Source organism: Lipingzhangella halophila (genome assembly GCF_014203805.1).
In the GTDB taxonomy this organism is placed as follows: Bacteria; Actinomycetota; Actinomycetes; order Streptosporangiales; family Streptosporangiaceae; genus Lipingzhangella; species Lipingzhangella halophila.
This window is the reverse complement of record NZ_JACHJT010000001.1, coordinates 4,688,755-4,702,689: the sequence shown is the minus strand read 5'-3', so window position 1 is coordinate 4,702,689 and position 13,935 is coordinate 4,688,755. Positions and strand designations below refer to the sequence as shown.

Annotated in this window: 13 protein-coding genes; 12 read left to right on the top strand and 1 reads right to left on the bottom strand. The window is 70.7% G+C overall.

Translation table 11 applies throughout. The features are described from left to right. The first annotated feature begins 20 nt into the window (after nt 1-20). Nucleotides 21-989, top strand: a complete 969-nt coding sequence (locus tag F4561_RS21495) for a thiamine-phosphate kinase (RefSeq protein ID WP_184581163.1) — start codon at nt 21-23, stop codon at nt 987-989. Between the two features lie 176 nt (nt 990-1,165). Beyond that, the gene (locus F4561_RS21490; RefSeq protein WP_184581162.1) at nt 1,166-1,840 is read left to right on the top strand and encodes a cellulose binding domain-containing protein; all 675 of its coding nucleotides are present in this window, start codon (nt 1,166-1,168) and stop codon (nt 1,838-1,840) included. A gap of 122 nt (nt 1,841-1,962) precedes the next feature. Here the strand turns inward: F4561_RS21490 and rpmB are convergent, their stop codons facing one another. Continuing rightward, nucleotides 1,963-2,148, bottom strand: a complete 186-nt coding sequence (gene rpmB, locus F4561_RS21485; RefSeq protein ID WP_184581161.1) for a 50S ribosomal protein L28 — start codon at nt 2,146-2,148, stop codon at nt 1,963-1,965. 429 nt (nt 2,149-2,577) lie between these two features. On the opposite strand from rpmB, the gene recG reads away from it, so the two are divergent. From recG to smc, 10 genes are all read left to right on the top strand, one after another. Beyond that, complete coding sequence (recG, locus tag F4561_RS21480) at nt 2,578-4,791, top strand: ATP-dependent DNA helicase RecG (protein ID WP_184581160.1); 2,214 nt, start codon at nt 2,578-2,580, stop codon at nt 4,789-4,791. Nucleotides 4,792-4,841: 50 nt separating this feature from the next. Continuing rightward, nucleotides 4,842-5,423 carry a 16S rRNA (guanine(966)-N(2))-methyltransferase RsmD gene (gene rsmD / locus F4561_RS21475; protein ID WP_184581159.1) on the top strand — a complete coding sequence of 194 codons (582 nt, stop codon included), beginning with the start codon at nt 4,842-4,844 and terminating at the stop codon, nt 5,421-5,423. A gap of 71 nt (nt 5,424-5,494) precedes the next feature. Next, nucleotides 5,495-5,971, top strand: a complete 477-nt coding sequence (coaD, locus tag F4561_RS21470) for a pantetheine-phosphate adenylyltransferase (RefSeq protein ID WP_184581158.1) — start codon at nt 5,495-5,497, stop codon at nt 5,969-5,971. A 315-nt stretch (nt 5,972-6,286) separates the two neighbouring features. After that, nucleotides 6,287-6,844, top strand: a complete 558-nt coding sequence (locus F4561_RS21465; protein WP_312885423.1) for a YceD family protein — start codon at nt 6,287-6,289, stop codon at nt 6,842-6,844. A gap of 136 nt (nt 6,845-6,980) precedes the next feature. Next, complete coding sequence (gene rpmF / locus F4561_RS21460) at nt 6,981-7,160, top strand: 50S ribosomal protein L32 (protein ID WP_184581156.1); 180 nt, start codon at nt 6,981-6,983, stop codon at nt 7,158-7,160. Nucleotides 7,161-7,398: 238 nt separating this feature from the next. Further along, nucleotides 7,399-8,130, top strand: coding sequence for a ribonuclease III (gene rnc / locus F4561_RS21455; RefSeq protein ID WP_184583980.1), 732 nt, complete (start codon nt 7,399-7,401; stop codon nt 8,128-8,130). Between the two features lie 15 nt (nt 8,131-8,145). Then, a complete protein-coding gene (gene mutM, locus F4561_RS21450; RefSeq protein WP_184581155.1) occupies nt 8,146-9,012 on the top strand; it encodes a bifunctional DNA-formamidopyrimidine glycosylase/DNA-(apurinic or apyrimidinic site) lyase in 867 nt (288 codons plus the stop codon). Nucleotides 9,013-9,113: 101 nt separating this feature from the next. Beyond that, nucleotides 9,114-9,392: an acylphosphatase gene (locus F4561_RS21445; RefSeq protein WP_184581154.1), complete on the top strand. Its 279-nt coding sequence runs from the start codon at nt 9,114-9,116 to the stop codon at nt 9,390-9,392. Between the two features lie 315 nt (nt 9,393-9,707). Continuing rightward, nucleotides 9,708-9,899, top strand: coding sequence for a hypothetical protein (locus F4561_RS21440; RefSeq protein ID WP_184581153.1), 192 nt, complete (start codon nt 9,708-9,710; stop codon nt 9,897-9,899). Nucleotides 9,900-10,354: 455 nt separating this feature from the next. Continuing rightward, nucleotides 10,355-13,906 carry a chromosome segregation protein SMC gene (smc, locus tag F4561_RS21435; protein WP_184581152.1) on the top strand — a complete coding sequence of 1,184 codons (3,552 nt, stop codon included), beginning with the start codon at nt 10,355-10,357 and terminating at the stop codon, nt 13,904-13,906. Nucleotides 13,907-13,935 lie beyond the last annotated feature (29 nt).

The window sequence follows — 13,935 nt, the reverse complement described above, 5'->3', positions numbered from 1 at the left end:
GTCACCGTACCCTGTGGGCTGTGGCAGGCACCATTGGGGACCTTGGTGAGTTCGGGCTTATCGCACGTGTTACGGCCAGATTCCCGCATTCAGACAACGTAATCCTCGGACCCGGCGACGACGCCGCGCTCGTCGCCGTCCCCGACGGCCGCGCGGTCGCCACGACCGACATGCTCGTCGAGGGGCGGCACTTCCGGTACGAATGGTCGTCCGGGTGGGACGTGGGGCACAAGGCCGCCGCGCAGAACCTCGCCGATATCGCCGCCATGGGGGCGCGCCCCACCGCGTTGCTCCTCGCCCTTGCCGCCCCGCCGGACTTCCCACTCGACTGGATCGACGCGTTCGCTGGCGGGTTCGGCGACGAGTGCGCCACCGCCGGGGCGGGGGTGGCCGGCGGCGACATCTCGGCCTCCGAAACCCTGACGATCGCCGTCACCGCTATGGGCGATCTCGCCGGGCGGCCCGCGGTCCGGCGCGATGGGGCCCGACCGGGCGACACCGTCGCCGTGACCGGCAACCTCGGTCTCTCGGCCGCGGGACTGGAGCTCCTGCGCGCCGGGCTCAGCGAGCCCCGGGCCTGCCTCGACGAGCACCGGCGCCCGCACCCGCCCTACGCACAGGGACCCGCTGCGGCCGACCGCGGGGCGACGGCGATGCTCGACGTCAGTGACGGCCTACTCCAGGACCTCGCGCACATCGCCCACGCGAGCGGTGCCGCCATCGACCTCGATCCCGCGGCGCTGGACCCGGGGTCCGACCTGCGGGCGGCCGCGGACGCGCTGGCCGCCGCGGGCGGACCGGTGCGCGACCCCGCCACGTTCCTACTCGGCGGGGGAGAGGACCACGCGCTCGCCGCGACCTTCCCGCCTGACGCGGCGCTCCCGGAACAGTGGAGGAGGATCGGTCGGGTTGCGGCGGGCAGTGGAGTCACGGTGGGCGGTTCGAGCGTCTCCGCGGCCGGCTGGGACCATTTCCGAGGAGTTCGGTGATCCCAGCTCGATGCGCCGGCCCCCGCCTTCTTCCGAAGCCCGCGTGTCTGGTTTGGCTGGCAAATCACGCTAAGCTACTTGGCGCGCATCGAGCATTGTCGTCGGAGCCGCAACCCACGATGATGGCGTGGCGAGAACTGGAGCCATCGCACCCGAAGCGTGATGGAAGGCGAAGTATGGGCCGGGATCACGAGTCCGGAAGCGCGCACCGTGGCGCGCACCGGGCTGAGCCGGAGCGTTCCGGGCCTCTGGCGACCGCTGGGCACGTGCTCGGGAGCACCGTGCCCAAGCGCGTCGAGCCGCCTCGGCTGCTTTCGGTGCTGCTGATCTCCGGAGTCGCGCTCGGCCTGCTGCTCTTCGCGTACAGCACTACGCAGATATACCTGCGTTTCGGAGAACCGCCCGCGAACCAGGGGGCCCAGCCGCAGCCCGGTTCGAGCCCCGACCTGCAGCCCTCGGACGACATCTCCGACCAGGAAACCAGTCCCGACGACACGGGCGGCGGAGCGACATCGCAGTCCGGGGACGAGGGCAGCCCAGCAGGCCCCGGGACGGTCGCCTACCAGACGGTCGAATCCTCCGGCACCAGCTTCACCGGCCGGGTCACCATCACCAACACCTCGGAGAGTCCTCTGGAGGACTGGGAGTTAACGCTGGGATTCAGCGACGCCCGGGTGACATCGGCCTGGGACGTCGACTGGGAGAGCACCGGCGACGGCCTCACGGCGCGCCAGCCGGAATCGGCGGCGCCGCTCGCGCCCGGCGAGTCGACGACCGTGAACTTCACCGCCGAAGGCTCCGCCCAGGTCCCCGCTGACTGTGCGCTGAGCGGGCATACCTGCACCCTGTGAGCCGTGGGCGGAAGCCGGGGCCTCCGGTATGTACCGGAACGCTCGAACGAGCGCCATGACATCGCGTCATGACGCTCGCAACGGTGGGTCGCGACGGGCGACGTGTGGCCGCGCCGTCCGGGTCAGCGCGTGACCTTGCCCGCCTTGATGCAGGACGTGCACACGTTCATGCGCTTGGGCGTACCGCCCACGGTCGTGCGCACGGTCTGGATGTTGGGATTCCAGCGGCGGCGGGTGCGGCGGTGCGAGTGGGAGACTCTGTTACCGAACCCTGGTCCCTTGCCGCAAACGTCGCAGACGGAAGCCACGGTAACTCCATTCGAGCGCTCGGGTCCGCGTGCGTGCGAAGACCCGAGAGAGGTCTGATGAGCAGGTTGGCACAGTGCCAACCATGGAAGCGTACACGAAGGCCGGGGTCCGCTCCCAAGTGAGAACGAACCGGGTCCCGGTGCCGCGTACGACACCAAGGGGCGAACAGTCTCCGCAACGCGGATCGCCGGCCCGCCCTCGGGCCGCGTCCCCGACGCGAGCGCGGTCCCCCACGGCTGTGGTGGCCGGCCGATGCGGGAACACGCCCACCACCATGCCGAGTATACCGTGCCCAACCGGGCCTGATGTCCGCGCGGCGCAGCACCCTCGCCCCGGCCGTGTTTGTCACCCGGAGCGTGTACACACGTTCTAGCGTTGCAGGAGAGGAACGTCTCACGGGCACCGTGGCCGGAACGGTGAGGAGAACAGTGATCAGTTGGGACCAGCCGTTGCGCCCGATCGTGGGGACGGCCGCGGCGAAGAAGCTCGGCACCGAGCTGGACCTGCACACTGTCGGCGACCTGCTGCGCTACTACCCGCGCCGGTACGCCACCCGTGGTGAGCTGACCGAGCTCGACTCCCTGGCCGAAGACGAGCAGGTAACAGTGGTGGCCGAGGTACTCAGTGCCCGCACGCGCGACCTGCGCGGCAAGCCGGGCAGCCGGCCGCGCAGCCTGCTGGAGGTTGTCGTCACCGACGGAACAGGGAAGCTCACCCTGGCCTTCTTCAACAAGGTGGGCTACCACTCCCGCGAGCTGCGGCCCGGACGGCGCGGCATGTTCGCCGGGAAGATCTCCCTGTACCGGAACAACCGCCAGCTCGCGCACCCGGCCTACGAGATGCTCCCGGACGGCGGTGACCAGGAGGACCGGGTCCGCGAGTTCGCTGAGAGGCCCATCCCCATCTACCCGGCCACCAAGGACCTGACGTCCATGGCCATCGCCAGGTGTGCGGGGCTGCTGCTCGACGAGCTCGGCGACCTGCCCGACCCGCTTCCCGCGGAGCTGCGTGCCCGGCACCGCCTCCTGGGGCTGCGCGAGGCGCTGGAACGCATCCACCGGCCCGCCGAGGAATCCGAGATCGGACCCGCCCGGCACCGGCTGAAGTGGGACGAGGCGCTGGTGCTGCAACTGGCGCTGGCCGGGCGCCGCCGCGAGGCCAGGGAGCTGCCCGCGAGGCCCCGCCCCCGTGTGGCGGGCGCCCTGCTCGACGCCTTCGACGCCGCGCTGCCCTTCACCCTGACCCGCGGCCAGGCCGAGGTGGGTGAGACCGTCTCCGCGGGTCTGGACTCCAGCCACCCGATGCACCAACTACTGCAGGGCGACGTGGGATCCGGCAAGACACTCGTGGCGCTGCGCGCGATGCTGCAGGTGGTCGATGCCGGCGGGCAGGCCGTGCTGCTCGCCCCCACCGAGGTCCTGGCCCAGCAGCACCACCGGTCCATCACCGCCATGCTGGGCCCATTGGCCGCGGGCGGGCGGCTCGACGGGGCCGAGCACGCCACGCGAGTGGCACTGCTCACCGGCTCCCAGGGCGCCCCGGCGCGGCGCGAGGCACTGCTTGAGGCCGCCTCCGGCGGCGCCGGCATCGTGATCGGCACGCACGCGCTGCTGCAGGAGCACGTGAGCTTCGCCGACCTCGGTCTGGTGGTCGTCGACGAACAACACCGTTTCGGTGTGGAGCAGCGCGACGCGCTGCGGGAGAAGGCCACCGATGGCCGTCCGCACGTGCTGGTCATGACCGCGACCCCGATCCCGCGCACCGTGGCCATGACCGTCTACGGCGACCTGGACGTGGTCGCGCTCACCCAGCTCCCCGAGGGCCGCGCGGCCGTGGCCACGCACGTTGTGCCCGCGCAGGACAAGCCGCATTTTCTGGCCCGGGCCTGGGAGCGCGTGCGCGAGGAGGTGCGCCAGGGACAGCAGGTCTACGTGGTGTGCCCGCGCATCGGGGGAGACGACGCCGAGGGCGCCGACGAGGGGGCGGCCGACGGCGCGCCGGCGGCGCCGGGCGAGGAGCCCGGCCGCCGGGCACCACTGGCCGTGGTCGACGTCGCCGCCGAGCTCGCGGAGGGGCCGCTGGCCGGGCTGCGGGTCGAGGCGCTGCACGGCCGGCTCGCCCCCGACGAGAAGGACGCGCTCATGCGCCGTTTCGCCGAAGGCGACCTGGATGTGCTGGTGGCCACCACGGTGATCGAAGTGGGGGTCGATGTGCCGAACGCCACGGGCATGGTCGTCATGGACGCCGACCGGTTCGGGGTGTCCCAGTTGCACCAGCTCCGCGGCCGGGTGGGCCGGGGGGAGCTGCCCGGCCTGTGCCTGCTGGTCACCGACGCCCACGAGGGCACGCCGGCGCGCGAGCGCCTGGACGCGGTGGCCGCGACGACCGACGGCTTCGCACTCTCGCGGGTCGACCTGGAGCAGCGCCGCGAGGGCGACGTTCTCGGCGGTGCGCAGTCCGGCCGGCGCTCCTCGCTGCGCCTGCTCACCCTGCTGCGCGATGAGGAGCTGATCGGGGCGGCCCGCGACGAAGCGGTCGCGCTCGTCGAGGCCGACCCCGAGCTCACGGCGCACCCGGACCTGGCCGCGGCCCTGAGCGAGCTGTTCGACGAGGAGCAGGCGGCCTACCTCGACAAGACCTGACCCGCCCGCGGGGCTCCGCGCGGCGCGAGGGGGGCGCTAACGTGGCCCCAATGACCCGCATCATCGCCGGTACCGCGGGAGGGCGCCGGATCGCCGTTCCCGCCGGCCGCACCACCCGTCCCACGGGCGACCGGGCCCGCGAAGCGCTGTTCGCCTCCGCCCTCTCGGAGTTCGGCTCGTTCGAGGGGCTTCGGGTGCTGGACCTCTTCGCCGGCTCCGGGGCACTGGGGCTGGAGGCGCTGTCGCGCGGCGCGGCGCACGCGAAGCTGGTCGAGGCGGACCGGCGCGCGGCCGGCGTGCTGCGGCGCAACGTCGCCACGCTGGGACTGCCCGGCGCTGTGCCGGTGATCGACCGCGTCCAGCGTGTCCTGGGGCGCGGGCCCGAGGGCGCGCCCTACGATTTCGTGGTCGCCGACCCGCCCTTTGCGAACACGAGCGCTGAGGTCACCGGGGCCCTGGTGGCGCTGCGCGACAACGGCTGGCTCGCGGCGGAGGCGCTCATCGTGGTCGAGCGCGCCAGCCGCGGACCCCACCTGGAATGGCCAGCGGGATACCTTGAGGTGAGGGCGCGTCGCTACGGCGAAGTGACGCTTTGGTACGGTCGCGCCGCGAGTCACCCCCATGGCTCCTGAAGTTCCGGGAAGAATCACCGAGTGGGGCGTCTCGTCGTCCGTCGCAGGTCGCCAGAGAGGAACGGTTCCCCGTGCGCCGTGTCGTCTGTCCCGGGTCGTTCGATCCAGTCACCAATGGTCACCTCGATATCATCGGCCGCGCCGCGCGCCAGTACGACGAGGTCGTCGCCGCCGTCCTGAGCAATGTGAGCAAGCGCGCGCTCTTCAGCGTCGAGGAGAAGCTGGAGATGCTCGACGAGTGTACGAGCGACATCCCCAACGTGCGCAGCGCCAAGTTCGAGGGCCTGCTCGTGGACTTCTGCCGGGAGAACGACATCGCCACGATCATCCGCAGCCTCCGTTCGGTCAGCGACTTCGACTACGAGCTCCAGATCGCCCAGATGAACTACCGGCTCTCCGGCGTGGAGACGATGTTCATGACGGCCAACCCGCAGTACTCGTTCCTCAGCTCCAGCCTGGTCAAGGAAGTCGCCCAGCACGGTGGGGACGTCAGCAGCCTGGTGCCCCCCTATGTGGAGCAGCGGCTGCGGGAGAAGTACAAGGAATAGGGGCCAGCCGGGCAGTGTCCCAACCAGTGGCCACGGATTTGGAGCCGCACTTCGTGGATCGCTAGAATCAAAGAATTACCGTATTGGTATCAGGGCCGGACTGGTCCTTCCTGTCGCCTGAACGACGAACAGGAGAAGCCCGCGGCTTCAGCCGCGGGAGGAGTCACCGCATTGCCACCGGTTCTGGTGGCTTGCACCGGCGCCCGTCCATGACTGGCCAGCCGACTACTGCCGTCCGCGTCGCCCGTCGCCACGGGGGCGCGCCCCACTGAAAGCGCGATTACTCTGACACGTCTCGACCCCCGTGCCCAGCTTGTGGTGGACACCCGGCCACTGGGCCGCCAACCGGGTTCGATGCGGACCTTTACCCGCACCGTGCCCAATCCCGGGTCCTTCGCGACCGCGATGGTCGGTGTGCCCGAAGGCGCCAGTATCGAGTTGGAGTACCGGCTTGAGGCTGTGATGGAGGGCGTGCTCGTCACGGGCACGGCGCGGACCCGGTTCGCGGGCGAGTGCTCGCGTTGCCTCGACCCGGTCTCCGACTTCCTGGAGGCCGAGTTCCAGGAGCTCTACCGGTATCCGGAGGAGGCTGACCGCTTCGGTGGCGAGGGCTCGGGCACCGGTTCGGAGTCCGATGAGGATGAAGAGGACTACTATCTTGAGGGCGACCTGCTCGACTTGGAGCAGGTGGTCCGTGACGCGGTTGTGCTGGCACTCCCGCTGACGCCGCTCTGCCGGGACGACTGCCCGGGGCTGTGCGTCGAGTGTGGCGCCAAGCTCGCCGACGTTGGGTCCGACCACAGTCACGGCGAACGCGTCGACCCCCGGTGGGAGGCGCTACGTAAGCTGGGCGAGGAGTTCGGCGACCGATAGGATCTCGCTGGCCGAGCGAACGTCGGCATCACCGATGCGGTTCGCGAGGCAGAGCGGCGCGCCCCGCGGCAGCGGGGTGAAGTCCCATAGCAAAGCGATCTCCCCGCGGCCGCGGGGATGACCCAGGAGGTTTGAAGTGGCCGTCCCGAAGCGGAAGAAGTCGCGGGCCCGCACCCGTATTCGCCGTTCCCAGTGGAAGGCGTCGCGTCCGGTGCTGACGAACTGCCCGCGCTGCCGCGACCCCAAGCTCCCGCACGTCGCCTGCCCCACGTGCGGCACCTACAACAACCGGCAGGTCCTCAACCCTGCCTCCTGAGACGTCGTGTGGGCGGGCTCGACCAGGGCCCGCCAGCACACCCGACAACACCAGATGATGACCATCGAGCCGGTACGGGCATATCCCGAGGCCGTGGTGGCCGCCGGGGAGGGCACGCGCCCTTCGCGACGATCACCTCGCCCTCGAGCGTCCCTGATCGGCCCAGACGAGCGCAGCCGGGAACGAATGGAGTGTGCGCCCCTGCCGCGGCGCCGAACCTAGGGATGTGAATTTCGCAGTGGCCACTCAACTCAACACCGCCGAAGCACGGGAGCTGTACCGGGCGATTGGTGTCGAGATGGACTCCGACGTGCTGGTGCGGGCGCTCACGCACCGGTCCTACGCCTACGAGAAGGGCGGGTTGCCGACCAACGAGCGCTTAGAGTTCCTCGGCGACTCCGTTCTGGGGCTGGTTGTCACCGACACCTTGTTCCGCGAACACCCGGACCTTCCCGAAGGGCAGCTCGCCAAGCTGCGGGCCGCGGTGGTCAACATGCGCGCGCTCGCCGACGTCGCGCGCGGTCTGGGCATCGGCAGCTACATTCGCCTGGGCCGTGGCGAGGAGGCCACGGGCGGGCGCGACAAGTCCTCGATCCTCGCCGACACTCTTGAGGCGCTCATCGGCGCGGTCTACCTCGACTGCGGCCTGGACGTCGCCTCCGACCTGGTGCACCGGCTGTTCGACCCGCTGATCTCGACGGCGTCGGGGCTCGGGGCCGGTCTCGACTGGAAGACCTCTCTGCAGGAGCTCACCGCGGCCGAGTTGCTCGGTGTTCCCGAGTACCAGGTCGACGAGAGCGGGCCCGACCACCAGAAGACCTTCCGCGCGACCGTCCTGGTGGCGGGGGAGGCCCACGGTCTTGGCGAGGGACGCAGCAAGAAGGAGGCCGAGCAGCAGGCCGCCGAGTCGGCGTGGAAGGCGATCCGCGCCCGCGTCGAGGTGCAGAAGCGCAGCGAGCAGCACGACTAGGGGCGAATACCGACGATGCCCGAGCTTCCCGAGGTCGAGGTGGTCCGGCGCGGCCTTGAGCAATGGGTCGCCGGGCGCGCGATCGGCGACGTCGCCGTGCTGCACCCGCGGTCCATCCGCCGGCACCTGGCCGGTGCCGGCGACTTCTCCGCTCGGCTCGCGGGGCGGGTGATCACCGCGGTCCGGCGCCGCGGGAAATACCTGTGGCTCACCCTCGACTCCGGCGAGGCGGTGCTGGCCCACCTGGGAATGAGCGGGCAGTTGCTGGTGCAGCCGGCGGGGCGCGACCCCGAGCGCCACCTGCGGGTGCGGGTGCCGCTCGACGGCGACGGCAGTGAGTTGCGTTTCGTTGACCAGCGCACGTTCGGCCACCTGATGGTGGACGCCTTGGAGTCCGCGGGGCCGGGCGCGGACTCCGGCGTGCCCGCGGTGATCCGGCACATCGCGCGCGACCCCCTCGACCCGGCCTTCGACGACGACGTGTTCGCCGAGACGCTGCGCCGGCGCCGCACCGTTGTGAAACGCGCATTGCTCGACCAGTCTCTGGTCAGTGGGATCGGTAACATCTACGCCGACGAGGCGCTGTGGCGTGTCGGGCTGCACGGGGAACACGCGACTACGGGGCTGCGGCGGCCGCGGATCGCCGCGTTGCTGGAGCAGGTGCGCGCTGTGCTGCGCGAGGCCCTGGACGAGGGCGGCACGTCCTTCGACGGGCTGTACGTCAACGTGAATGGTGAGAGTGGGTATTTCGAGCGTGGGCTCAAGGTCTACGGGCGAACGGGCCTTCCCTGCGAGCGGTGTGGCACCCTGATTCGGCGCGCGGAGTTCATGAACCGGTCATCGTTCGCCTGTCCGAAATGCCAGCCAGTGCCCCGTTCCTAGGGTCAGTTTCTCGGAGTGCCTGGCCGCTGGGCTCGCGAGCCAGAGAACCAGTGCCTGATGCTCGCGTGCCGCACGGTAGCCGTGACGCGAAGGAGGAGCCGATGTCGTCGGACGCCCGGTTGACGGCCTGGGTGCGCGGGCGGGTGCAGGGGGTCGGGTTCCGGTGGTGGGTCCGGGCGCGGGCCTTGGAGCTCGGTCTCAGCGGGGCGGCGACGAATTTGGCGGACGGCAGGGTCGAGGTGGTTGCCGAGGGCCCGCGGGAGCAGTGCGAACGGCTGCTCGACATCCTACGAAGCGGAGACACCCCTGGTCAGGTCGCATCGGTAGTCGAACGTTGGGGGAACTCCGGGGGTTCCTACACGGGATTTGCCGAGCGATGAGTATCCTGGAGGGGCTACGCGGTTCGTGAGCGCCCTCAGGGGACGCGTGTCGCTGGCCGCACTACGCGTGTGGCGCAGTGGATACGTGTGGTTCCAAGGGGGTGCTCGTATCCGGATCGTGCGCAGTGACCTGCTCTGGTTACTGCCTAGTTACGTACAGTCCCGTTCAACTTGACCAGCAGCGCACACGGTGAGACTCTTGAAGACACACCGCGCGCCGCTTCGAACACGAGACCTATCGAGTTTTCGGTCGCGTGTTGTTGCTCATGTGTGCGTGAGGATAATTCTGGTCACTCAGTGTGGAGGACCCACATCATGGCGAAGGCTCTGTTTGGCCACGTCGGCGGTCCTGATCCGAAAATGGTTCAGGAGATGCGGCGGCTGCAGAAGCGAGTACGTGACCTCGAAGATGAAGTCGGGCGACTTCAGGCCCGGAATGATCAGCTCTCCGCTGCCGTAACCGATGTCACCGTCAGTGCGACCGATCGCGAGCCCGCGCTCGCATAACGTTCCAAAGCGCATTTGCGTCGAATAAGGGACGCCCATTTTCTCCTTCGGCGTCCCTTCGGGGGCACGTCGGCGCTCATTACCCCTGCGGCGACCTTTCCAGCACTTGACCCTTTTCTGCGAATGAGTGTACCCGGAGCGATCTTCCGGTAATCCTCGGCAATCTCGCTCGATGTGGTGTGCCGGGTTCGCCGCTTTCGTTCGCGGTGGCTGACACTTCGGATAACAGGTGTGGTGCCGCCGCTTGGGATGCGATTCCCGTCGCTTTCCCCTCGTATCGCGCGTCTTCTTCATCTCGCGTGCCCTGGCTCGTTTCCCGGAGGCGTGAGCGGGTCCGCCCGCCACGCACCGGGACGGAGCTACGGCCACTACCGGCGCGAACGTGCGCTGCCACCGGCTGGACCGTGGCACTCTTGGCGAGGAAGACGAACTTTCAGCGATGGGGGGCGCCGGGCGTGTACCTGAAGAACCTCACGCTGCGCGGTTTCAAGTCGTTCGCCTCGGCCACCACACTGCGCTTCGAACCCGGCATCACCTGCGTGGTCGGCCCCAACGGTTCGGGCAAGTCCAACGTCGTCGACGCGCTCGCCTGGGTCATGGGCGAGCAGGGAGCGAAGTCGCTGCGCGGCGGCAAGATGGAGGACGTCATCTTCGCGGGCACGTCCTCGCGGGCCGCTCTTGGGCGCGCAGAGGTCAGCCTCACCATCGACAACACCGATGGTGCGCTGCCGATCGACTACTCCGAGGTGACGATCAAGCGGACCATGTTCCGCAACGGCGGGTCGGAGTACGCGCTGAACGGGGACACCTGCCGGCTACTCGACCTGCAGGAGCTGCTCAGCGACTCCGGCATCGGCCGGGAGATGCACGTCATCGTGGGCCAGGGCCAGCTCGATACCGTCCTGCACGCCGGCCCGGAGGAGCGGCGCGGCCTCATCGAGGAGGCCGCGGGCATCCTGAAGCACCGCAAGCGCAAAGAGAAGGCCCTGCGCAAGCTCGACGCGATGCAGGGCAACCTGGACCGGGTCACCGACCTGACCGCAGAGCTGCGCCGCCAGCTCAAGCCACTGGGCAAGCAGGCCGAGCTGGCCCGCCGAGCCGCCGTCATCCAGGCCGACCTCCGCGATGCCCGGCTGCGACTGCTCGCCGACGACATCGTCACCCTCAGGGAGCGGTTGGAGAAGGAGGAGGCCGACGAGGCCGCCGTCCGCGCCCGCCGCACGGCCGCCGAGGAGGCGCTCGCCGAGGCCCAGGAGCGCGAGTCCCACCTGGAGAACGCGGCGACGGAGGCCGCGCCCCGGCTGGCCCGGGCGCAGGAGACCTACCACGGGCTCAACCGCCTCAAGGAGCGGCTCGACGCCGTTGCCGGCCTCGCCGCGGAGCGCCACCGGAACCTGGCCGCCGAGCCCGAGGAGGAACGCTCGGCCCGTGACCCCGAAGAGCTGGAACGCGAGGCCGAGGAGGTCCGCGCCCAGGAAGAGGAGCTGCAGGTCCAGCTGGACGACGCCCGCGAGCGGCTGGAGCAGGCCGCAGCCCAGCGCACCGAGGCCGAGCAGACCCTGCACGAGGAGGATCAGCGCATCGCGGCCGCCGCGCGCGCCGCGGCTGACCGCAGAGAAGGTCTGGTCAAGCTGCGGGGCCAGGTCGAGGCGGTACAAAGCCGGCTCGCCGCCAGCGAGGCCGAGGTGGAGCGCCTCGACGCCGCCGCCGTCGACGCCCGCGAGCGCGCCGAGTCGGTCCGGGCCGAGTACGAGCGGGCCAGCGCCGATTCCGCGGGCCAGGACGACGGCGACGCCCACCTCGACGAGGCCCAGGAGAACGCCAAGAACGAGCTCGCGGCCACTGACGCCCGGCTCAAGGAGCTGCGCGAGACCGAACGCGCGGCCGAGCGCGAGCGCGCTGCGCTGGCGGCCCGCAAGGAGGCCCTGGAGATGGGCCTCAACCGCAAGGACGGAGCGGGCACGCTGCTGGGCGCCGCCGAACGCCTGCCCGGACTGCTGGGCTCCATCGCCGCCCTGGTCCAGGTAGACCCCGGCCACGAGACAGCGGTCGCCGCCGCGCTCGGTGTGGCCTCGGACGCGGTCGCCGTTGACGGGGCCGGGTCCGCCGAGGCCGCGCTGGACCTCCTCAAGGAGGAGGACGCCGGCCGCGCCGGGATCGTCGTCGCGTCCGTGCCCGCCGCGCCGCGCGGCGACTGGCCCGAACTACCCGGAAACGCCCGCTACGCCCTCGACGCCGTGCACCCGCCTCCGGAGCTCCTCCCCGCGGTGACCGCGCTCCTGGACCGCACCGTCCTGGTCGCCGATGTGGCCGAGGCGCGCCGGGTCCTCGACTCGGGGCCGGGGCTGCGCACCGTCACCCCCGACGGCGACGTCCTGACCCCGGCTCTGGTCCACGGCGGGTCGTCCGCGACCCCGAGCCTGCTGGAGGTGCAGGCGGCCGTGGACGAGGCCGACGAGCAACTGCAGGAGGCCACCAGCGCCTGCAAGCGCGCCGCGGCCGAACTGGCCGAGACCGAGCAGGAACGGGCGCGGGTAGCGTCCGTCGTCGACGACCTCGCCCGGCGGCGCCGCGACGCCGAGAAACGCCGCAACGAGCTGGCCCAGCAGCTCGGGAAGCTCGGCGGGCAGGCTCGCACCGTCGAAGCGGAGGCCGAGCGGTACGCCACAGCGGCGGCCAAGGCCGCCGCCGGCCGCGAGTCGGACCTGGAGAAACTCGCCGCCCTGGAGGAGCGCCTGGCGGCGGCCGAGGCCGAGCCCGTTGAGGACGAGGAGCCCGGTGCCGAGCACCGCGACGCCCTCGCGGAGCGCGCCTCCGCGGCACGCGCGGCCGAGACCGAGACGCGCCTGGCGGTGCGCACCGCCGAGGAGCGCGCCCAGTCGATCGCGGGCCGCGCCGACGGACTGCTGCGCGCCGCCGCCAGCGAACGCCGGGCACGCGAACGCGCCGCGGCGCGCCGGGCGCAGCGCCGCCGGCAGTCGCACGTCGCCCAGGCGGTGGCTCGGGCCGCCGCAGAGGCACTGCGCCGGATCGGAACCTCCATCGGTGCCGCCGACAGCGAGCGCCGGGCCGCCGAGGAGGAGCGCGACGCCCGCGACGCCGAGTTGAAGACCGTCCGCGCCCGCGTGCGCGAGCTTTCGGGGGAGATGGAGAAGCTGGCGACCGCCGCGCACGGGAACGAGGTCGCCCGCGCTGAACGCCGGCTCAAGCTGGAGCAGCTTGAGACGAAGGCGGTCGAGGAGATGGGGGTCGAGGTCGACGTGCTCGTCGCCGAGTACGGCCCCCAGGTCCCGGTCCCGCCGCCGCCCGAGGCCGGCGAGGACGAGGCCGTGGCTGTCCCCTACGTCCGCGAGGTACAGGAGAAGCGCGCCCGAACCGCCGAGCGGCAGCTCAACCAGCTCGGCAAGATCAACCCGCTGGCGCTTGAGGAGTACGCGGCCCTGGAGGAGCGCCACAACTACCTCAACGCGCAGCTGGAGGACCTGAAGAAGACGCGCAGCGACCTGCTCACGGTCGTCAAGGAGGTCGACGACCGGGTGCAGGAAGTGTTCTCCGCCGCGTTCGCCGACGTGGAGCGGGAGTTCGCGCAGATCTTCGGCCGGCTGTTCCCCGACGGCGAGGGCCGCCTCGTCCTCACCGACCCGAACGACATGCTCACCACCGGTATCGAGGTGGAAGCCCGCCCACCGGGCAAGAAAATCAAGCGGCTCTCCCTGCTGTCCGGCGGTGAGAGGTCTCTCACCGCTGTGGCGTTCCTCGCCGCGATCTTCAAGGCGCGGCCGTCCCCCTTCTACGTGCTGGACGAGGTCGAGGCCGCGCTCGACGACACCAACCTGCAGCGGTTGCTGCTGATCTTCGCGGAGCTGCGCGAGTCGTCCCAGCTCATCGTCATCACGCACCAGAAGCGCACCATGGAGGCGGGTGACGCGCTCTACGGGGTGACCATGCAGGGCGACGGAATCTCCCAGGTCATCAGCCAGAAGCTGGACCAGCAGGCGCGTTCCTGACACCCAGTGCCGCCCAGCGAGGGCTCCCC

Excerpts from the sequence above, each read along its gene's own strand:
- F4561_RS21445 (WP_184581154.1), top strand. The coding sequence starts at position 9,114 with ATGTCGTCGGACGCCCGGTTGACGGCCTGGGTGCGCGGGCGGGTGCAG.
- mutM (WP_184581155.1), top strand. The coding sequence starts at position 8,146 with ATGCCCGAGCTTCCCGAGGTCGAGGTGGTCCGGCGCGGCCTTGAGCAA.
- F4561_RS21490 (WP_184581162.1), top strand. The coding sequence starts at position 1,166 with ATGGGCCGGGATCACGAGTCCGGAAGCGCGCACCGTGGCGCGCACCGG.
- F4561_RS21440 (WP_184581153.1), top strand. The coding sequence starts at position 9,708 with ATGGCGAAGGCTCTGTTTGGCCACGTCGGCGGTCCTGATCCGAAAATG.
- rsmD (WP_184581159.1), top strand. The coding sequence starts at position 4,842 with ATGACCCGCATCATCGCCGGTACCGCGGGAGGGCGCCGGATCGCCGTT.